The 19850-nt window shown below is 67.4% G+C and carries 18 protein-coding genes; 13 read left to right on the forward strand and 5 right to left on the reverse strand.

Annotation, left to right across the window (positions count from 1 at the left end):
- Positions 1–3: 3 nt before the first annotated feature.
- The 5 genes from C265_RS18435 to C265_RS18455 all read right to left on the reverse strand — a co-directional run bounded on the left by C265_RS18435 (position 4) and on the right by C265_RS18455 (position 5301).
- Complete coding sequence (locus C265_RS18435) at positions 4–957, reverse strand: tripartite tricarboxylate transporter substrate binding protein (RefSeq protein ID WP_010811012.1); 954 nt, start codon at positions 955–957, stop codon at positions 4–6.
- Positions 958–1159: 202 nt separating this feature from the next.
- Entirely contained in the window at positions 1160–2515 is a 1356-nt protein-coding gene (locus C265_RS18440) for an amidase family protein (RefSeq protein WP_010811011.1), read from the reverse strand.
- On the reverse strand, positions 2505–2684 hold the full coding sequence (locus C265_RS18445) for a hypothetical protein (RefSeq protein ID WP_144062259.1): 180 nt from the start codon (positions 2682–2684) through the stop codon (positions 2505–2507). Before C265_RS18445 ends, C265_RS18440 begins: the two co-directional genes overlap by 11 nt.
- 18 nt (positions 2685–2702) lie before the next feature.
- Entirely contained in the window at positions 2703–4028 is a 1326-nt protein-coding gene (locus C265_RS18450) for an MFS transporter (protein WP_010811009.1), read from the reverse strand.
- 181 nt (positions 4029–4209) lie between these two features.
- Complete coding sequence (locus C265_RS18455) at positions 4210–5301, reverse strand: helix-turn-helix transcriptional regulator (RefSeq protein WP_010811008.1); 1092 nt, start codon at positions 5299–5301, stop codon at positions 4210–4212.
- A 235-nt stretch (positions 5302–5536) separates the two neighbouring features.
- On the opposite strand from C265_RS18455, the gene C265_RS18460 reads away from it, so the two are divergent.
- From C265_RS18460 to C265_RS18520, 13 genes are all read left to right on the forward strand, one after another.
- Positions 5537–6658 carry an SRPBCC family protein gene (locus C265_RS18460; protein ID WP_010811007.1) on the forward strand — a complete coding sequence of 374 codons (1122 nt, stop codon included), beginning with the start codon at positions 5537–5539 and terminating at the stop codon, positions 6656–6658.
- A 28-nt stretch (positions 6659–6686) separates the two neighbouring features.
- On the forward strand, positions 6687–8153 hold the full coding sequence (locus tag C265_RS18465) for an aldehyde dehydrogenase family protein (RefSeq protein WP_010811006.1): 1467 nt from the start codon (positions 6687–6689) through the stop codon (positions 8151–8153).
- Positions 8154–8238: 85 nt separating this feature from the next.
- Complete coding sequence (gene betA, locus C265_RS18470) at positions 8239–9975, forward strand: choline dehydrogenase (protein ID WP_010811005.1); 1737 nt, start codon at positions 8239–8241, stop codon at positions 9973–9975.
- A 169-nt stretch (positions 9976–10144) separates the two neighbouring features.
- A complete protein-coding gene (locus C265_RS18475; RefSeq protein WP_010811004.1) occupies positions 10145–11035 on the forward strand; it encodes a TorF family putative porin in 891 nt (296 codons plus the stop codon).
- A 39-nt stretch (positions 11036–11074) separates the two neighbouring features.
- On the forward strand, positions 11075–11377 hold the full coding sequence (locus C265_RS18480) for a hypothetical protein (protein WP_010811003.1): 303 nt from the start codon (positions 11075–11077) through the stop codon (positions 11375–11377).
- Between the two features lie 364 nt (positions 11378–11741).
- The gene (locus tag C265_RS18485; RefSeq protein WP_062804628.1) at positions 11742–13364 is read left to right on the forward strand and encodes an APC family permease; all 1623 of its coding nucleotides are present in this window, start codon (positions 11742–11744) and stop codon (positions 13362–13364) included.
- A 79-nt stretch (positions 13365–13443) separates the two neighbouring features.
- Complete coding sequence (locus tag C265_RS18490) at positions 13444–14397, forward strand: PDR/VanB family oxidoreductase (protein WP_010811001.1); 954 nt, start codon at positions 13444–13446, stop codon at positions 14395–14397.
- A gap of 104 nt (positions 14398–14501) precedes the next feature.
- A complete protein-coding gene (locus C265_RS18495) occupies positions 14502–14966 on the forward strand; it encodes an SRPBCC family protein (RefSeq protein ID WP_010811000.1) in 465 nt (154 codons plus the stop codon).
- Entirely contained in the window at positions 14947–15303 is a 357-nt protein-coding gene (locus C265_RS18500) for a helix-turn-helix transcriptional regulator (protein WP_010810999.1), read from the forward strand. Before C265_RS18495 ends, C265_RS18500 begins: the two co-directional genes overlap by 20 nt.
- A gap of 107 nt (positions 15304–15410) precedes the next feature.
- Positions 15411–16625, forward strand: coding sequence for an efflux RND transporter periplasmic adaptor subunit (locus C265_RS18505; RefSeq protein ID WP_010810998.1), 1215 nt, complete (start codon positions 15411–15413; stop codon positions 16623–16625).
- Between the two features lie 10 nt (positions 16626–16635).
- The gene (locus C265_RS18510; protein WP_010810997.1) at positions 16636–17328 is read left to right on the forward strand and encodes an ABC transporter ATP-binding protein; all 693 of its coding nucleotides are present in this window, start codon (positions 16636–16638) and stop codon (positions 17326–17328) included.
- Positions 17329–17334: 6 nt separating this feature from the next.
- A complete protein-coding gene (locus tag C265_RS18515) occupies positions 17335–18489 on the forward strand; it encodes an ABC transporter permease (protein ID WP_010810996.1) in 1155 nt (384 codons plus the stop codon).
- Positions 18490–18504: 15 nt separating this feature from the next.
- Positions 18505–19671 (forward strand): ABC transporter permease, encoded by a 1167-nt coding sequence (locus C265_RS18520; protein WP_010810995.1) that lies wholly within the window; start codon positions 18505–18507, stop codon positions 19669–19671.
- The last annotated feature ends 179 nt before the right edge of the window (positions 19672–19850 follow it).

Raw genomic sequence — 19850 nt, forward strand, 5'->3', positions numbered from 1 at the left:
GCCTTACTGCGGCGTGATGCCGGCCTGCCTGACCACGGCCGCCCATTTGTCGGTTTCACGCGCGGCATAGCCGGCCAGCGCCTGCGGCGTGCCGCCGACCGTCTCGGCGCCCAGTGCGGCGAACTTGTCCTTGATGGCCGGATCCGCCAGCGCGCGGTTGAAGGCGCCGTTGAGCTTGCCCACCACCCCGGCGGGCGTGCCTTGCGGCGCGACCAGGCCGCCCCAGGCCACCCCCTCGAAACCCGGCACGCCGGACTCCGCGATGGTGGGCAGCGCCGGCAGCAGCGGCGAGCGCGCCAGGCTGGTCACCGCCAGCGGCTTGAGCTTGCCGGCCTTGATCAGCGGCAGGATGGTCGGCATGTTGTCGATCAGCACATTGACCTGGCCGCCCATCACATCGGTGGCGGCCTGCGGGCTGCCCTTGTAGCCGACGTGCGTCCAGGCCAGCCCCGCCTTGTCCGCGAGCAGCTGGCCAGTCAGGTGGCCGGACGTGCCCTGGCCCGGCGAGGCATAGGTGACCTTGTCCGGGTTGGCCTTGACGTAGGCCACCAGCTCGGCAAAGGTCTTCACCGGCATCTCCGGCCTGACCGCGATCACATTCGGCACCTTGAACAGCAGCACCACCGGCACGAAGGCATCGGGCCGGTACGGCAGCTTGCGGAAGGTGCTCTTGTTGATCGACAGCGTCACGTTGTTGGCATAGCCGAGCGTGTAGCCGTCAGGCGCGGCGCGTTCCAGTTCGGAGATGCCGATCACGCCCGAGGCGCCGGGCTTGTTGTCGATCACGAACGACTGGCCCAGCGACTTGCCGACTTCGGCGCCCAATGCGCGCATCAGCACGTCGGGACTGCCGCCGGCGGCTGACGGCACCACCAGGCGGATCGGGCGCGACGGATAGCTGTCCGCCATTGCCGGGCCAGCCAGGCCCACGGCGCCCAGCCACAACAGGGTGGCCATGAACCGTCGCTTTTGCTGCTGCCTTTGATCTTGCATCTCGATATCCCGTTCAGTACCTGGGTTGGACCCGGCTACGCGTTTGCAGTATAGGGGCATGACCCGAGCCAATGCAACATTTGTTTCTTAAATTGTCATCATGAAACAATAGCAGCGCCGGCACGAATGCCTTTGCCGCAACGGCCCGAACTCCATGAAACAGTCGTTACAGCCATCGGGGCGTCGCGCTGCGGCACAGCCCCTGCGCCTCAAGGAAGCGCGCCGCCGCCAGTGCCTGGCTCTCGAGCCCGGGCGCGGCCACGATCTGGATGCCTGCGGGCAAGCCCTCGCCCGCGCACGGCGCGGCTACAACGGGCAGGCCCGCCAGCGACAACGGGCGCGTCAGGTGCCCGGCATCGGCACGTGGGCAATAGATGCGGCCGGTGCCGTTAACGGTGTCGGCACCGATCGGCGTGGCCGCATAGGGCGTCGAAGGGGCCAGCAGCAGGTCGACGTCATCGAACAGCGCCAGCAGCCGCTGCCGCCACGCTGACTGGTACTGGCGCGCGATGTCATACCAGCCGCGCGGCATCGCCAGCCCGGCCAGGATGCGCTGGCGCACGAAGGCGCTGTAGCCGCCATGGCGCTCGGAGAAGCCCATGGCCTGGTGGTTGCGCCCGACTTCGTAGGCGGAGATCACCGAGGCGGCATCGCGCGAACTGTCGGCGTCGGGCAGGTCAATGGTGCGCACCGCGCCAAAGGCCGAGGCCACACGCAGCACCGCCGCCTGCACCGCGGGCTCGGCAAAATCGGAGAAGCCGCGGCCGAGCACGCCGACGCGCAGCGTCGCGGCACCACGGCCTTGCGGATCAGCAGGCGCGTCCACGCCGAGCATTGCCGCATAGGCCAGCGCGAGGTCACAGGCGCTGCCGGCCATCGGGCCGACCGTATCCAGGCTCTGCGCATACGGCACGCATCCGGCCAGGGACAACCGCCCCGTGGTCGGGCGCAGCCCCCAGATGCCGCAGAACGCGGCCGGGGCGCGGATCGACCCATTGGTATCCGAACCCAGCCCGAACGGCACCACCCCGGCAGCCACCAGCGCCGCGGTGCCGGCCGACGAGCCGCCGGTGATGCGCGACGGATCGAGCGGATTGCGCACCGGACCGCCGATCACGTTCTCGCCGGTGGCGCCGCACGCGTATTCGTCCATCGCCGCCAGCGCAACGGGCACCGCGCCCGCGGCGACCAGCGCCTCGACCGTATCGGCATGGCGCAGTGCCGGCGGCTCCTGCGCGCGTGGCGCGGCGCCGGCCAGCGTGGCGTGGCCGCGCACGTCCAGCAGGCTCTTCACCACGAACGGCACGCCCGCCAGCGGCGGCAGCGGCCGGCCCTGCGCGCGCAGCCGGTCCAGCGCGGCGGCCTGCGCCAGTGCGCTGTCCGCCAGCAGCGCCGAGCAGGCATTGAGCGGCGCGGCGGCTTCGGCGCGCTGCAGGGCGTCTTGCACCAGGTCGAGGGCAAGCCGCTCGCCGCTGCGTACTTGCGCGGCCATGGCGGCGGCGGTCAGCGTGTCAGCAACCATGCTGCCCCTCCGCTTGCGCCAGCGCCTGGCGCAGGCCCGCCACCATGGCCGCCATGCCGGCCAGCAGCGCGGCGGCCTGCTCGCAATCCTGAGGTGCCACCGGCATCTGCAGGCCCGCGGCGGCTTGTGCCACCAGGCCGGCGGGATCGTCATCGCTTGCTTGTGCCATGGTTGCTTGCGCCATCCCTCAGCTCCGCGATTGCATCAGCTGGCGTGGAATCGCCAGGATCAGCACCGCCGCGGCCAGCATCAGCCCGGCCAGCGCCAGCACGCCCAGCGAGATGCTGCCGGTGCTCTGCTTGATGCCGCCCATCAGCACCGGGCCGATCAGGCCGGCCAGGCTGGCCGCGCTGTTGATCATGGCAATGCCGCCAGCCGCGGCGGTGCCGGCCAGCACGCGGCCCGGCAGGCCCCAGAACATCGACAGCGTGGCCATCAGGCCGGAAATGCCGATAGTCAGGAACACCATCGCCATCACCGTGTTGTGCGGGAACAGCGCGCTCGCCCACATGCCGACGGCGGCCACCAGCAGCGGCAGCGCGGAGTGCAGGCGGCGCTCGCCGGTGCGCTCGGCGTGCGCGGCGTTGACGTTCATCGCCACGCACGCGACCGCATACGGGATCGCCGTCAGCATGGCGATCTCAAGCGGCGACGACATCCCGGTCGACTGGATGATGGTGGGCAGCCAGAACACCAGGCCGTAGTTGCCGATATTGAACAGCAGGCAGATCGCCATCAGCATCCACAGGACCGGCGACTTGAGCGCGGCGATGAAGCGGGTGTTCTTCTTCGCGTTCTCGGTGGTCAGCGTGTGGGTGATGGCGCCCGCCTCGGCCGGCGTGAGCCATGGCGCGGCCTCCGGCGACTCGGGCAGCATGCGCAACAGCAGCAGGCCCAGCACGATGGCCGGCAGCGCCTCGATCAGGAACATCCACTGCCAGCCTTGCAGCCCGTGCAGGTCATGCGTGGCTGACATCAGCGCGCCGGAGATCGGGCCGCCCAGCACCATGCCCAGCGGCATCGCCAGGAACAGGATCGACATGATGCGCGACTGCCGGTCGGCCGGGTACCACTTGTTCAGGTACATCACCGCGGCCGGGAAGAAGCCGGCCTCGGTCACGCCCAGCAGGAAGCGCGCCGCGTAGAACTCCATCGGCGTGGTCACGAACATGGTCGCGGCGGATACCAGCCCCCACAGGATCATGATGGCCGCCATGCTGCGGCGCATGCCGAGGCGGTAGATCAGCAGGCTGCTGGGCACCTGGCACAGCATGTAGCCCCAGAAGAAGATGCCCGCGCCCAGGCCATAGACCACGTCGCTCAGCCCCAGCGCCTGCTGCATCTGCAGCTTGGCGAAGCCCACGTTGACCCGGTCCAGGTAGCTGAAGAAGTAGCACAGCACGATAAACGGCACGATGCGGCGCGTGACCTTGGCGAACGCGGTAGCGGCGGCGTCCGGCAACACCGCGGCGTGGCCCGGGGACTGCGGGATGGCTGGCTTGGCCAGGGACATGATGGATCTCCTCCTTGTACGGGCGCGCGGTATCCGGCGCCATGGAGATGCCATCATAGCGGAATATGAAACAAACGTTCCACTAACGTTTACACTGAAACAAACGGTTTTATTCCTTCACGTGACGCGGAAGACCCGCCCAATGAAAAAGGGCGGCAATGCATGCCGCCCTGTGGCGCTGTCAGGCTGGTGCGCGCGGCTTGTCCGCCGCACGCTTGCGCGGGGCCTTGCCGCCGCCTCTTGCCGGCGGCGCTGCCGGCCCGGTGGTGACATCCTGCGAGGCGCCGACCATGGTCAGGGCGTTGCCGTGCTCGTCCAGCGTGACCTCGCCTTCCTCATGGATGTCGCGATGGCTGCCGTCGGGCAGCTGGATGCGGTAGTCGACACTGTACGGCGCCTTGTCGACGATGGCCGCGCGGATGGCCGCCTGCACGCGCGCGCGGTCCTCCTCGACGATCGACGCCAGGTAGCGCTCCATGGTCACCTTGAACGCCTGCGGGGCCCAGCCGAAGATGCGGTAGGCCTCGTCGGTCCAGGCGCAGTCGTCGGTCTGGATATTCCAGTACCAGCCGCCCAGGTGGGCAATCTCCTGCGCCTTGGCCAGCAGCGCCTCGTTCTGGCGCAGCGCAGCCTCGGCGCGGCGCCGCTCGGTGATGTCCAGGCTGACGCCGATCATCTTGACCGGGCGCTGGTCGAAGTCGCGCACCAGCGTGGCCCGCGACGAGATCCAGCGCGTGGTGTCCCCGTGCACGACGCGGAACTCCCACTCGTGCATCTCCTGCGCGCCCAGCGTGCGTGCCAGCACCTCGCGCAGGCGCGCGACATCGGCCGGATGCACGCAGGCCCAGAAGTCGTCCATGTTGCGGATGTGGCGGCCGAACAGCGTGACGTCGTTGGACGAGTAGGTCAGGCCATCGGTCAGCACGTTCCATTCCCAGGTGACGATGCCCGAGACCTCCTGCGCGAACTTCATGCGCGCCTCGCTCTCCATGATCTCCGCCAGGTGCTTCTGGCGCAGTTCCTTGATGTGTGGGTCAGAGGCGGTGCTGGCCTCCAGGTCGGCGATGGCCTGCTCGCCGTAGCGCAGCCACAGCCAGTTGACGCCCAGGAAGCGCGCCAGCGCGAGCAGCCGCTCGTATTCGATCTCGCCGCCGCGGGTCCACTTGTGCACCGCCGACGGCGATACCGACAGCGCCTCTGCCACCTGCTTGAGCATGATCCTTTTGCCTTCCAGCACCCCCTTCAGGCGCGTGGCAAAAGTGTCTTCCGTCATGGGCATCCCCTCCGCTTTTTTTCAACCGATGGTGAATTGAGTAACTCGAACCTTACACCATCACCGCAAATCGCGCGAATTGATAGCCATGGACCATCAAGCGAGCAGATTTCATCGGTTTTTTGAATTGCAATACCCCGGCGCTCCTCACTAGACTTCACTTCACATCACCAACAGTAATTTAATTAACTGTTAGTGAATCGATAAGGCAACGAGACCAACAAGGAGACAACCCATGCAAGAGACCACCGCCCCCGCCTGCGGCACCACCCCGCCGCTGGCCTATACGCTGCCGGCCCACTACTACACCTCGCAGGAAGTCTTCGAGCAGGAGAAGAAGACCATCTTCGCGCGCAGCTGGGTGTGTGTGATGCACAAGAGCCAGGTGGCCGAGAACAACCAGTACGCCACAGTGAAAGTGGCCGGCGAGAACGTGTTCGTAGTGCGCGGCCGCGACGGCGTGTTGCGCGCGTTCTACAACGTCTGCCCGCACCGCGCCCATGAGCTGTTTGCGGATGGCGCGGGCAAGGCCAAGAACGTGATCACTTGCCCGTATCACGCCTGGTCGTTCGGCCTGGACGGCAAGCTGATCCACGTGCGCAACGCCGAGAACGTGCCGGGCTTCTGCAAGGACAACGCCGGCCTGACGCCGGTGCGCGTGGAAGAATTCTGCGGCCTGGTCTTCGTCAACCTGGACATGGACGCGAAACCGCTGGCCGAGCTGGCAGGCGGCCTCAACGACGAGATCCGCGCGCGCTGCCCGGATGTCGACAAGCTGGTGCCCGCGCACAAGCTCACCTACGAGATGAAGGCCAACTGGAAGGTGGTGGTCGACAACTACCTGGAATGCCTGCACTGCCAGACCGCGCACCCGGCGCTGGTCGAGTCGATCAGGATGGAGACCTACAAGCACGAAGTGCGCGGCCTCTACACCAGCCAGGTCGGCCAGACGCGCTCGGGCAGCGACGCCTTCACCTATGACAGCGACGCCCCCAACACCGACTTCGCCGCCTACTGGCTGTGGCCCAACGTGACGCTGAACGTGCTGCCGGGCGATGGCAACTACGGCGTGTTCTACATGTTCCCGGTGGATGCCGACACCACCATCCAGCACTTCGAGTTCTACTTCCGCGACAGCACGCCCACGGCCGAGCAGGAGCAACTGATCGAGTACTACAAGAACGTGCTCAAGCCCGAAGACCTGAGCATCGTCGAATCGGTGCAGCGCGGCCTGAAGTCGCGCGGCTACCGCAACGGGCAGGGCCCGCTACTGGTCACCGACGACAAGACCTCCGCCATCGGCGAGCACGGCGTGCAGCACTTCCAGCAGATGGTGCTCGACGCCCTGGCCGCCTGAAACGAACCACCGAACCGGAACCGCAGCAATGATCCTGACCCAGCTCTATATCGACGGCCAGTGGCAGTCGCCCATCGACCAAGGCACGCGCGCCATCCTGAGCCCGGCCGACGAGTCCGTGATCGCCCAGGCAGCCGAAGCCACCCGCGCCGACGCGCGCCTGGCCATCGCCGCTGCGCGCAAGGCCTTCGACGGCCCGTGGCGCCAGACGACGATCCGTGACCGCGCCAGGCTGCTGAACAAGATCGCCGAACTGATTGACCGCGATGCCGAGAAGCTCGCCCGACTGGAGTCGCTCAACACCGGCAAGACGCTGACCGAGAGCCGCACCGACATGGGCGATATCGCCGCCACCTTCCGCTACTTTGCGGGGCTGGTCGCATCCGAGTCGGGCGCCGTCAACGAAGCCCCGCACCATGTGATCAGCCGCACCCTGCGCGAGCCGGTTGGCGTGTGCGGCCTGATCACGCCGTGGAACTACCCGCTGCTGCAGGCCGCGTGGAAGATCGCGCCCGCGCTGGGCGCCGGCAATACCGTGGTGATCAAACCCAGCAACCTGACGCCGCTGACCACGCACCACTTCACGCAACTGGTGGCCGAGCTGGACCTGCCGCCGGGCGTGTTCAACCTGGTGACCGGCGGCGCCGAAGTCGGTGCCGAGCTGGCCGAGAGCCTGGACGTGGACCTGGTGTCCTTCACCGGCGGCGCCTATGCCGGCGAAAGCATCATGAAGGCCGCCACCGGCAACTTCAAGCGCATCGGCCTGGAGCTGGGCGGCAAGAACCCGAACATCGTGTTTGCCGATGCCGACCTGGACGCAGCGGTCGACTACGCGCTCAATGCCGCGTTCTTCCACGCCGGGCAGGTCTGCTCCGCCGGCTCGCGCCTGATGATCGAGGACGGCATCTATGATGCATTCATCAGCCGGCTGGCCGAGCGCCTGCCGCGCATCGTGATCGGCAACGGCTTCCACGGCGAGACCCAGATGGGCCCGGTGCAGTCGGCGCAACAGCACGAGAAGATCCTGGGCATGGTGCAGGCCGGCATTGCCGAGGGTGCACGGCTGGTCCACGGCGGCAAGCGGCCGGCTGGCGACGTCTTCAAGACGGGCTACTGGCTGGAACCGACGCTGCTGGCCGACGTGACGGCAGACATGAAAATTGCGAAGGAGGAGATTTTCGGGCCGGTGATCACGGCCGAGCGCTTCCGCTCCGAGGAAGAGGTGCTGCGTGCCGCCAACGACACCCCGTACGGCCTGGCCGGCGCGGTCTGGACCCGCGACCTGGACAAGGCCAACCGGATGTCGCGCGGGCTGCGCTTCGGCACGGTGTGGGTCAACGACTACCACCCGTACTTCCCGGAAGCGCCGTGGGGCGGCTACAAGGCGAGCGGCATCGGCCGCGAGCTGGCCCGCATCGGCCTGGACGAGTACACCGAACTCAAGCACAGCTATATCAACCTGGCCCCCAAGGCGATGGGCTGGTTCGGCGCCTGAGCGCAGCTGACTTCGCAATCGCGCGCGCGGCAGGCCCTCCCCCGGCCCGCCACGCACGGCGTCAAGCAAACAAGGAGATTGCACCATGCAGGCAATCCATGAGTACGACTACATCATCGTCGGCGCAGGCTCGGCCGGCTGCGTGCTGGCCGCGCGGCTGACCGAGGATGCCGATGTCTCGGTGCTGCTGCTGGAAGCGGGCGGCCCCGACTGGCGCCTGGACTGGCGCACCCAGATGCCGGCCGCGCTGGCGTATCCGCTGCAGGGCACCACCTATAACTGGGCCTACGTGACCGAGCCCGAGCCGCATATGAACAACCGGCGCATGACGCAGGGCCGCGGCAAGGGGCTGGGCGGTTCGTCGCTGATCAACGGCATGGTCTATATCCGCGGCAACGCGATGGACTACGACGGCTGGGCCGAAAACCGTTCGCTGGAGAACTGGAGCTACGCCGACTGCCTGCCCTATTTCCGCAAGGCCGAGACCTATGACAAGGGCGCCAACGACTACCACGGCGGCAACGGCCCGCTGCACGTGACCACGCCCAAGGCCGATATCAGCCCGCTGTTCCGCGCCTTTATCAAGGCCGGCGAGCAGGCCGGCTATGGCCAGACCGATGACCTGAACGGCTACAAGCAGGAAGGCTTCGGCCCGATGGACCGCACCACCACCGCGCGCGGGCGCCGCTGTAGCACCTCGCTGGCCTATCTGGACCAGGCCAAGGACCGGCCCAACCTGACCGTGCATACGCGCGCGCTGGCGGACCGCATCCTGTTCTCCGGCCAGCGCGCCATCGGCGTCTCGTACATCCAGGGCGACCATGTGCGCGAAGCGCGTGCGCGCCGGGAAGTGATCGTCAGCAACGGCGCGATCGCCTCGCCGCAACTGCTGCTGCGCTCGGGCGTGGGCAATGCGGACGAGCTGCGCGCATTTGGCATCGAGTCGGTGGCAGACCTGAAGGGCGTCGGCGAGAACCTGCAGGACCACCTCGAGATGTACCTGCAGTACGAATGCACCAAGCCCGTATCGCTGTACCCGGCGCTGAAGTGGTGGAACAAGCCCGCGATTGGCGTCGAATGGTACCTGCGCGGCACCGGCACCGCGGCCTCCAACCACTTCGAGGCGGGCGGCTTTATCCGCAGCAGCGATGACTTTGCCTGGCCCAACCTGCAGTACCACTTCATCCCGCTGGCGATGAACTACGACGGCAGCAACCCGGTGCAGTCGCATGGCTTCCAGTGCCACGTGGGCTCGATGCGCTCGCCCAGCACCGGCTTTGTCAAGCTGGCCAGCCGCGACCCGCGCGTGAAGCCGCGCCTGCTGTTCAACTACATGGCGCACGACGTCGACTGGCGCGAGTTCCGCGCCGCGGTGCGCCTGACGCGCGAGATCATCGGCCAGCAGGCGATGGACCAGTTCCGCGGCCGCGAGATCAAGCCCGGCATGATGATCCAGAGCGATGCCGAGATCGACGCCTTCGTGCGCGAGCATGCCGAGACCGCGCTGCACCCGTCCTGCACCTGCAAGATGGGCGACGCTTCCGACCCGATGGCGGTGGTCGACAACCAGGGCCGCGTGCACGGGCTGTCTGGCCTGCGCGTGGTCGATGCCTCGATCATGCCGAAGATCATCACCGGCAACCTGAACGCGCCCACCATCATGATGGCCGAGAAGCTGGCCGACGTGATCCGCGGCCGCGCACCGCTGCAACGCTCGACGGCGCCTTACTACAAGGCCGCCACCGCGCGCGGCGGGGCGCAGGCAGACGCGGAGCGGCATCCGCCAGCCACTGCGCGAATGCCGATGCCGATGCCCGCCTGACCAGGCGGCGCGGCGCGCGGGCTTCCCGCCAGAACCCCTGACCGACGCATGTGCTGCCGGGACTTCGGTCCCCGGCGGGCAGCGTGCGTCCGGTCGGCGCGCCGCGCACCCACACCACAAAGCCGGCTACCCAGAACAAACCCAGACCGGCTGCAAGGAGGAGACTTCCATGCTGCGCAAATACTTTGATTCAAGACGGGCCCTGCAAGGCGCCCTGCCCCTGCTGCTGTGCCAGGCGCTGAGCGCGCAGGCGCAGACCAGTGCCGAGGCCGAAACCAGGCTGGCCGTGGCGCCGGTGCCGCAGGTCACGGCGACCGTGCCGCCGGCCGAGGCCGCATCGCCAGCGCCGCTGAGCGCCAACCTGACCCTGACATCGCAATACGTATCGCGCGGCTTCCGCCAGACCTGGGGCAGGCCTGCGGTGCAGGGCGGCATCGACTACGCCCACCCGAGCGGCTTTTCCGCGGGCACGTGGATGTCGAGCATCAGCGACAAGTTCATCGAGGGCGGCACCGTCGAATGGGATCTGTATGCCGGCTACACCGGCACCATTGGCGACTTCACCTATGCCGGGCAGGTCTACTACTACCTGTACCCGGGCGCGAAACTGCAGTACGCGCAGACCAAGTACAACTACGGCGAAGCCGTCGCGTCGCTGACGTACAAGTGGTTCAACGTCAAGTACTGGCTGACCTATACGCCCGACTACTTCGGCTACAACAGCGCCTCGCTGCTCGCCGGCAATGACCTGCACAGCCGCGGCTCCGGCTACCTGGATATCAACGGGACCTTCGACCTGGGCCACGGCGTCACGCTGCTGCTGCACTACGGCCAGGAGCGCGTGCGCAACTTTGCCGCCTACAACTTCCGCGACGTGCGCGTGGCGCTGTCCAAGGCCTTCGAGGGCAGCTGGACCGTGACCGGCGCCTATACCCGCGGCTGGGGGCGTACCGACGTCTACGACAAGTACACCACCGGGGCGCTGGATTCGTCCGGCAACCCGTCCGTTTCCAACCCGCTGAAAAGCACGTTCCTGGTCTCGGTGACCAAGACGTTCTGACGGCAATCTTCAACCGCTGTTTTACCGCTTCCTACCACCATGGCCTCCCTGGGTCTTACCGACGCGACCGGACTTGTCGGCGTTGCCGCCTACGTTGCCGCGCATTTTGCCGTGCAGGTCCTGCACAAATCCCCGACCGGCAGGCTGGCCGTCGTCCTCAACGTGATCGGGCCGAGCTGCATCCTGATCTCGCTGACCGGCGCCTTCAACCTGGCGTCGTTCCTGACCCAGTGCTTCTGGCTGGGGCTGACGCTGCTGGGCTGGTGGCGCAACCGGCGGGCGGGGCATGCGGTGGTGGAAACGCTGGGCGGACCGCGCCCGGGACAGCCCGTGCAGCAGTAACGAAGAGACGGCCAGGACGCTTGGCAACGACGATACAAATCTTCCGTTGCCTTGGCTCCCAGCCGTTTCTATACTCACCCCGAAACACTATTGGTAATCTAATTAACCTACAGTGAATCGACAAGAAACCCGAAAGCCTGAGACCCGTAACGGGCCGCATGGCAACCCCGGGATGACAACAGGAGACAAGGATGAGAAACGCCCCCAGAATCCCCGCCAGCCATTCCCGACCGTCGTAACCCCCGGCAGGCAGTACCGCAACGTACCCACCCAGACCGCAGACGGCAGACCGTGACGGAGCGCAGCTCCAGATAAACGGCAACCCGGGAAGCAAGGAGACATCGTGTATTCACAGAAAGACGTGCTGTCGATCGGCGCGCAGGCGCCGATCGCCCCCGCCCAACCGCAGCAGCAAACCCAATCGCATGAACTGCAGCGCACCCTGACCTGGAAGGATGCCTTCTGGGTCACCAGCGGCGTGCCCGCGGGCGTGCTCTTCACCATCGGCGGCGTGTCCGCCACCATCGGCAACCCGGCCTGGGTGATCTGGATCCTCGCCATCCTGGTCGGCTTTGCGCAGTGCTTCGTCTATGCCGAGATCTCGGGCCTGTATCCGCACAAATCCGGCGGCGCCTCGGTGTATGGCGCGCTCGGCTGGGTGCGCTACAGCAAGTTTGTCGCACCGGTCTCGGTGTGGTGCAACTGGGTGGCCTGGTCGCCGATGCTGGCGCTGGGCACCAGCCTCGCCGCCGGCTACATGCTGAGCGCGCTGTTCCCGCCCGATTCGGTCATCAACACCTGGCAACTGACACTGGTGGACCTGGGCTTTGTCAGCAAAGGCCTGACGCTGCGGGTGAACTCCACCTTCATCCTGGCCACCGCCTTCCTGCTGGTCACCTTCAAGCTGCAGCACAGCGGCGCCTCGGCCGCGGCCACCACGCAGCGCATCCTGGGCATTGCCTCGCTGACGCCGCTGGTGCTGATCGCGCTGGTGCCGATGTTCACCGGCGACATGCCGTCCACCAACTTCCTGCCGCTGCTGCCGCTGACCCATGACGGCGCCGGCGCCCCGGTGCTGGGCGGCTGGAACGCCGCCGGCATCAGCACCGCCATGGGCGCGATGTTCCTGGCGTGCTGGTCGACCTTCGGCTTCGAGACCGCGGTCTGCTACACCCGCGAGTTCAAGGATCCGCAGAAGGACACCTTCAAGGCGATCTTCTGGTCCGGCGTGCTGTGCCTGTTCATGTTCATCGCGGTGCCGATCGCCTTCCAGGGCTCGCTGGGCCTGTCGGGCATGCTGGAACCGGCCATCGTCGACGGCTCCGGCGTGGGCGCGGCCATGGCCAAGTTCGTCGGCGGCGGCGCGGTGGTGTTCAACGTGATCGTGGTGATGCTGGTGCTGGCGATCCTGCTGATCGTGATGACCTCGATGATGGGTTCGTCGCGCACGCTGTACCAGGCCTCGGTCGACGGCTGGCTGCCGCGCTACCTCTCGCACGTGAACGAGCACGGCTCGCCCACGCGCGCGATGTGGACGGACCTGGTGTTCAACCTGTTCCTGCTGCTGATGTCGAACTACATGGCAGTGCTGTCGATCAGCAACGTCTGCTACATGATCTTCGTGTTCCTGAACCTGCAGTCGGGCTGGATCCACCGCATGGACCGCCCGGACTGGGCCCGCCCGTACAAGTGCAAGAACTGGCTGCTGGCACTGGGCGCGTTCTTCGGCTTCTTCGACCTGGCCTTCGTCGGCGCCGGCGCCAACTTCCAGGGCGAGCACACGCTGCGCAACGGCCTGATCGCCGCGCTGCTGATCGTGCCGGTGTTCGTGTACCGCCACTACATCCAGGACAAGGGCCGCTTCCCCGAGTCGATGCGCCGCGACATGGAGCTGCCCAATGCGCGCGCCGGCGTGCTGCCCTACGTGGCGCTGGTCGTCGGCGGGCTGGTGGTGTGGATCGCTGCCAGGCTGACGGTGATCACCTGACGGCTCCGGCAGGCCGGCCCGGTGCCGGCCTGCCCCCCTTCCCGATTTCCCTGCTTTCCCTGAATTCCGAGGTACCGCCATGACTGACACGCTCCGCGTGCGCGTCGGCCGCGTCGAGCCGCTGGCCGCCGGCATCAAGCGCTTCACCCTGCAACCCTGCGACGGCGGCGCGCTGCCCGCCTTCGACAGCGGCAGCCACGTGGTCGTCCATATGGACGGCGGCCGGCTGCGCAACGCCTATTCGCTGACCAGCACGCTGGGCGAGCCCGGCCACTACCAGATCGCAGTGCGGCTGGAAGAGGCTTCGCGCGGCGGCTCGCGCTATATGCACGAGCAGGTCGGCGAAGGCGACGAACTGCATATCGGCGCGCCCGGCAACCTGTTCAGCCTGGACCACGGCGCCGGCCGCCACCTGCTGATCGCCGGCGGCATCGGCATCACGCCGTTCATGACGCATATCCAGGCGCTGGCCGCGCGCGGCGCGGCGTTCGAACTGCACTACTGCTTCCGCAACGCCCGTTCCACCGCCTTCCTGGACGTGCTGCCCGCCACGCTGCAGCCCGGCCAGCTTCACCTGTACGAGAGCGACAGCGGCACCATGCTCGACCTCGCCGCGCTGATCGCCGCGCAGCCTGCCGACACGCACGTCTATGTCTGCGGCCCGGCGCCGCTGAACGACGCCGTGGTCAACGCCGCGCGCGCCGCGGGCTGGGACGCGGGCCGCATCCACTTCGAGCAGTTCCGCAACGAGGTCGACGCCACCGGCGGCGCCTTCGAGGCCGTGCTGCAGAAAAGCGGGCTGACGCTGCAGGTCGGCGCCGACGAGCCGCTGCTGCGCGCCATCGAGAAGGCGGGCATCAAGGTGGACTGCATGTGCCGCGAAGGCATCTGCGGCTCCTGCGAGACCACCATCCTGGAAGGGCAGGCCGATCACCGCGACCAGTACCTGTCGGATGCCGAAAAGGCTGCGCAGAAGACGATGATGCTGTGCGTGTCGCGCTGCAAGGGCCAGCGGCTGGTGCTGGATCTCTGACCATACTGAGGCCAATTCGCAACCTTTCGGTTGCGCTTCCCCGTCCGGTCTCCTAACATGCAACCACAACGTTGCCCATTCATGCCTGAACAAGGAGACCGGACATGGCTTCATCCACCGACCGCATCGAGCGCAGCATCCTGCTGGCCGCCCCCATCGAACGCGTCTGGCATGCACTGGCCGACGCCGACACCTTCGGCAGCTGGTTTGGCGTGAAATTCGACGGCGTGACCTTCGCCCCAGGCCAGCGTGCCGTGGGCAGCATCACCTATCCCGGTTATGAATACCTGAAGTTCGACGTAGAGGTCGAGCGCATGGAACCACCGAGGCTGCTGTCCTGGCGCTGGCATCCGGCGCCAATGGAGCGCGGCCGCGACTATTCGGCCGAACCGCCCACGCTGGTGGTGTTCGAGTTGAAGGAAGCCGAAGGCGGCACGCTGCTGACCGTGGTCGAATCCGGCTTCGACCAGATCCCGCCCGAACGCCGCATGGAAGCCTTCCGCATGAACAGCGGCGGCTGGGACGGGCAGATGGAAAACATCCGCAAGCATGTCAGCAGCGCAGCCTGAAACCCCGCCCGCGCTCGAACTGCGCGATGCGGCGACCGTCTTCGCCGCGCTTGGCGACGAAACCCGGCTGCGGCTGGTGGCAGCGCTGTGCGCGGGCGGCGCGCTGTCGATCGCGCAGCTGACCGCGGGCAGCGCCATGACGCGCCAGGCGGTCACCAAGCACCTGCAGGTGCTGGCGCAGGCCGGGCTGGTGCGCGACAGCCGCGCCGGCCGCGAGCGCCTGTGGCAGTTCGAGCCCGGCCAGGTCGAAGCCGCGCGCCGGTCGCTGGAAGCGATCGGGCGGCAATGGGATTTTGCGCTGGCAAAGCTGAAGCTGGCGGTGGAAGCCGAGCATTGACCTCCCCCCGCACGCCAGCGGTTTGCTCCCCTCTCGCAAGCAATGGACACCCTTTCACTCGCCGCTATACTGGGAGCCCCGCCCATCACAGCGAGAGGAAGCGCGCAGTGGCTGACCACGACCTGTCCAGGCTGAAAATCGACCGGAGCGCCGCCGCGGCCGGCGCCGGCATCCGCCCCCGGCGCAGGTGGCTGCGCTATGCAGTGATCGCGCTGGCCGTGCTGGCCCTGGCCGGCATCGCCATGAAGCTGGCCGGGCCGCAGGCGGTGCAGACCGCCACCGTCACCTCCGCCTATCCCACGCAGAATTTCACCGTGCTCAATGCCACCGGCTATGTCGTGCCGCAGCGCAAGGCGGCGGTCGCGTCCAAGGCGCAGGGCCGGCTGGAATGGCTGGGCGTGCTGGAAGGCTCGCGCGTGAAGAAGGACGAGATCATCGCGCGGCTGGAGAGCAAGGACGTCGCCGCCTCGTTCGCCCAGGCCCAGGCACAGGTCCAGGTGGCGCAGGCCAACCTGGCGCTGCAGCAGGCCGAGCTGAAGGACGCCGAGGTGAACCTGCGCCGCTCGAAGATCCTGATCGTGCCGAACGCCATCTCGCGCACCCAGTACGACGCCGACGTGGCGCGCTTTGACAAGGCGCGGGCCTCGGTCAACAGTTCGCGCGCGGCGATCGCCTCGGCCCAGGCCAATGCCCGCGCGGCCGAGGTCGCGGTGGAGCAGACCGTGGTGCGCGCGCCCTTCGATGGCGTGGTGCTGGTCAAGCATGCCAACGTGGGCGACAACATCACGCCCTTCTCTGCCGCCGCCGACACCAAGGGCGCGATCGTGACCATCGCCGACATGGAGACGCTGGAGGTGGAAGCCGATGTCGCCGAATCCAATATCGGCAAGATCCGCGCCAACCAGCCGTGCGAGCTGCTGCTGGATGCGCTGCCGGGATTGCGGCTGGCGGGGCAAGTGTCGCGCATCGTGCCGACGGTGGACCGCTCCAAGGCCACCGTGCTGGTCAAGGTGCGCTTTGTCGACCGCGATGCGCGCGTGCTGCCGGACATGAGCGCCAAGATCGCCTTCCTGTCGCGCACCGCCTCGGCGCAGGACCGCCAGCCAGTGGTGGCGGTGCAGCCCGCCGCCGTGGTCACGCGCCAGGGCCGGGAGCTGGCCTATGTGGTGAAGGACGGCCGTGCGCATGAGGTGCAGGTCAAGACCGGCGACAAGCTGGGCGAACTGGTGGCCGTGCAGGGCGTCAAGCCCGGCGACGTGCTGGTGCTGTCGCCGGCCGACAATCTCGGCGACGGCGACCGCATCACCGTGGCCAAGCCGTAGAGAGGACCACATGAGCGCAGCACCGCTGGTGCAGATCAGCCACGTCGCCAAATCCTACCGGCGCGGCGTGCAGACCGTGCCGGTGCTGACCGATATTTCGCTCGATATCGGCGAAGGCGAATTTGTTGCTCTGATGGGACCGTCGGGCTCGGGCAAGAGCACGCTGCTGAACCTGATCGCCGGCATCGACCGGCCCGACAGCGGCACGCTGCAAGTGGCGGGGCTGGACATCACGCGGCTGCCGGAGGCCGAGCTGGCCGACTGGCGCGCCGCCAATGTCGGCTTTATCTTCCAGTTCTATAACCTGATGCCGGTGCTGACCGCGTTCGAGAACGTGGAGCTGCCGCTGATGCTGACCAGCCTGCCACGTGCGGAGCGTCGTGCGCGCGTGGAACTGGTGCTGGACATGGTCAACCTGGCCGACCGCATGAGCCACTACCCGTCGGAGCTGTCGGGCGGCCAGCAGCAGCGCGTGGCGATTGCGCGCGCGCTGATCACCGACCCCGCGCTGATCGTCGCCGACGAGCCCACCGGCGACCTCGACCGCACCTCCGCCGCCGAGATCCTGGCGATGATGCAGCGGCTCAATGCCGATGCCGGCAAGACCATCATCATGGTCACGCACGATGCCCACGCCGCGGCCGCGGCCGGGTCGCTGGTGCACCTGGAGAAGGGAGAGTTGATCCGTGGCGAGATTGCCTAAGTCGTCATGTACGCACTCAAGCTGATCACCCGCAACGCGCTGCGGCACAAGCTGCGCACCACGCTGACGGTGTTCGGGCTGGTGATCGCGGTACTGGCGTTCGGGCTGCTGCAGACGGTGATCGATGCCTGGTATGCGGGCGCGTCTGCAGCATCCAGCGCGCGGCTGGTCACGCGCAATGCGATCTCGCTGGTGTTTCCGCTGCCGCTGAGCTACGAAAGCCGCATCAGGGGCGTCGACGGCGTGACCTCGGTGGCGCGCTCCAACTGGTTCGGCGGCGTCTACCGCGATCCCAAGAACTTCTTCGCGCAGTTCGCGGTATCCGATAACTACCTCGACCTCTATCCGGAATTCATCGTGCCCGACCAGCAGCGCGCCGACTACCAGCGCGACCGCAAGGGCGCGCTGGTCGGGCGCCAGCTGGCCGACCAGTTCGGCTTCAAGCTTGGCGACGTGGTCCCGATCAAGGGCACCATCTACCCCGGCACCTGGGAGTTCGTGGTGCGCGGCATCATGGAGGGGCGCGACGAGAGCACCATCACGCGCCAGATGGTGTTCCACTGGGAATACCTGAACGAGACCGTGCGCAAGCGCACCCCGCGCCAGGCCGACCAGGTCGGCGTCTTTGTGCTGGGCGTGGACAACCCCGACAACACCGCCGCGATCTCGCGCAATGTCGATGCGGTGTTCCGCAATTCACTGGCGGAGACGCTGACCGAGACCGAGCAGGCCTTCCAGCTGGGCTTTGTCGCCATGTCCAACCAGATCATCGCGGCGATCCGCGTGGTGTCCTACGTGGTGATCGTGATCATCATGGCGGTGATGGCCAATGCCATGGCGATGAGCGCACGCGAGCGCACCGTGGAATACGCCACGCTCAAGGCGCTGGGCTTCGGCCCCGGCTTCCTGGCGCTGCTGGTGTTCGGCGAGTCGCTGGCGATCTGCGTGGCCGGCGGCGCGCTCGGCATGCTGGCGACGCCGCCGGTGGCAAGCGTCTTCAAGCAGGCCGTTGGCGGCGTGTTCCCGGTCTTCACCGTGTCGCCCCAGACCATGCAGCTGCAGGCGGCCTGCGCGCTGGCGGTGGGCGTCTTTGCCGGCATCGTGCCGGCGGTGCAGGCTGCGCGCGTGCGCATCGTCGAGGGCCTGCGGGCCATCGGCTAGCGCGCGGAGGCTGATGTGGCGATCCCGCTGACCTATATCGCGCGCAACCTGTGGGCCAGGCGCCTGACCACCGCGCTGACCGCGGGCGGGCTGGCGCTGGTGGTGTTCGTCTTTGCCACCATGCTGATGCTGGACGCTGGCCTGAAGAAGACCCTGGTCACCACCGGCGAGCAGAACAACGTGGTGCTGATCCGCAAGGGCGCCGAGACCGAGATCCAGAGCTCGGTCAACCGCGACCAAGCCAGCATCATGGAGATGCACCCGGCCGTGGCCATGAGCGGCGCTGGCCGGCCGCTGGCCTCGCGCGAGGCGGTGGTGCTGATCTCGCTTACCAAGACCAGCACCGGGCAGCCGTCCAACGTGGTGATCCGCGGCATCTCGCCGCCGGGCATGGACCTGCGCCCGCAGGTGCGGCTGGTGACCGGACGCATGTTCCGGCCGGGCTCGTCCGAGATCATCGTCGGCAGCAGCATCGCCGGCGGCTTTGCCGGGGTGCAGATCGGCGAGCACCTGCGCTTTGCCCAGCGCGACTGGACCGTGGTCGGCCACTTCGACGCCGGCGGCAGCGGCTTCGACTCCGAGATCTGGGGCGACGTGGACCAGCTGATGCAGTCGTTCCGGCGCAATGCGTATTCGTCGATGGTGGTGCGGCTGGCGGATTCGGCGCTGTTCGACCGCTTTCGCGCCGATATCGACGTCGACCCGCGGCTGGCCGACGAGGCCAAGCGCGAGCAGGCCTTCTACAGCGACCAGTCCAAGGCGCTGTCCAGCTTTATCAAGATCCTCGGCTTCACGCTGTCCACCATCTTTTCGGTCGCGGCGATGATCGGCGCCATGATCACCATGTACGCCTCGGTGGCCAACCGCGTGGCGGAGATCGGCACGCTGCGCGCGCTGGGTTTCAAGCGCGTCAACGTGCTGACCGCCTTCCTGATCGAAGCCGCGCTGCTGGGGCTGGTGGGCGGCATCGCGGGCCTTGCGTGCGCCACGCTGATGCAGTTCGCGTCGTTCTCGACCACCAACTTCCAGACCTTCGCGGACCTCTCGTTCCGCTTCATCCTGACCCCGGCTATCGCGCTGCAGACGCTGGCGTTCTCGATGGTGATGGGGCTGGCGGGCGGATTCCTGCCGGCGGTGCGGGCGGCGCGAATGAATATCGTGGACGCGTTGCGGGCGCGCTGAGCGAGGGTTCGCTCCCCTCTCCCGCAAGCGGGAGAGGGAGCACGGCATCGGCATTCACGGCCCGGTAGTCGCTGCGCCCCACCCCCAACCTTTCCTTGCCTTATTCCACCCGCGCGTCTACAACCCGTAGTGATGCATGCTCCCCGTCAGGCATTGCCGGCGGCCAGTGCACCCCCGGC

Source organism: Cupriavidus sp. GA3-3 (genome assembly GCF_000389805.1).
GTDB classification, from domain to species: domain Bacteria; phylum Pseudomonadota; class Gammaproteobacteria; order Burkholderiales; family Burkholderiaceae; genus Cupriavidus; species Cupriavidus necator_D.

What these genes read in the sequence shown, in the direction of transcription:
- C265_RS18435 (WP_010811012.1), bottom strand. Translation starts at nt 957, where the DNA reads ATGGCCACCCTGTTGTGGCTGGGCGCCGTGGGCCTGGCTGGCCCGGCA.
- C265_RS18465 (WP_010811006.1), top strand. Translation starts at nt 6,687, where the DNA reads ATGATCCTGACCCAGCTCTATATCGACGGCCAGTGGCAGTCGCCCATC.
- C265_RS18510 (WP_010810997.1), top strand. Translation starts at nt 16,636, where the DNA reads ATGAGCGCAGCACCGCTGGTGCAGATCAGCCACGTCGCCAAATCCTAC.
- C265_RS18490 (WP_010811001.1), top strand. Translation starts at nt 13,444, where the DNA reads ATGACTGACACGCTCCGCGTGCGCGTCGGCCGCGTCGAGCCGCTGGCC.
- C265_RS18440 (WP_010811011.1), bottom strand. Translation starts at nt 2,515, where the DNA reads ATGGTTGCTGACACGCTGACCGCCGCCGCCATGGCCGCGCAAGTACGC.
- C265_RS18455 (WP_010811008.1), bottom strand. Translation starts at nt 5,301, where the DNA reads ATGACGGAAGACACTTTTGCCACGCGCCTGAAGGGGGTGCTGGAAGGC.
- C265_RS18475 (WP_010811004.1), top strand. Translation starts at nt 10,145, where the DNA reads ATGCTGCGCAAATACTTTGATTCAAGACGGGCCCTGCAAGGCGCCCTG.
- C265_RS18445 (WP_144062259.1), bottom strand. Translation starts at nt 2,684, where the DNA reads ATGGCACAAGCAAGCGATGACGATCCCGCCGGCCTGGTGGCACAAGCC.
- C265_RS18460 (WP_010811007.1), top strand. Translation starts at nt 5,537, where the DNA reads ATGCAAGAGACCACCGCCCCCGCCTGCGGCACCACCCCGCCGCTGGCC.
- C265_RS18450 (WP_010811009.1), bottom strand. Translation starts at nt 4,028, where the DNA reads ATGTCCCTGGCCAAGCCAGCCATCCCGCAGTCCCCGGGCCACGCCGCG.
- C265_RS18515 (WP_010810996.1), top strand. Translation starts at nt 17,335, where the DNA reads ATGTACGCACTCAAGCTGATCACCCGCAACGCGCTGCGGCACAAGCTG.
- C265_RS18480 (WP_010811003.1), top strand. Translation starts at nt 11,075, where the DNA reads ATGGCCTCCCTGGGTCTTACCGACGCGACCGGACTTGTCGGCGTTGCC.
- C265_RS18500 (WP_010810999.1), top strand. Translation starts at nt 14,947, where the DNA reads ATGTCAGCAGCGCAGCCTGAAACCCCGCCCGCGCTCGAACTGCGCGAT.
- betA (WP_010811005.1), top strand. Translation starts at nt 8,239, where the DNA reads ATGCAGGCAATCCATGAGTACGACTACATCATCGTCGGCGCAGGCTCG.
- C265_RS18495 (WP_010811000.1), top strand. Translation starts at nt 14,502, where the DNA reads ATGGCTTCATCCACCGACCGCATCGAGCGCAGCATCCTGCTGGCCGCC.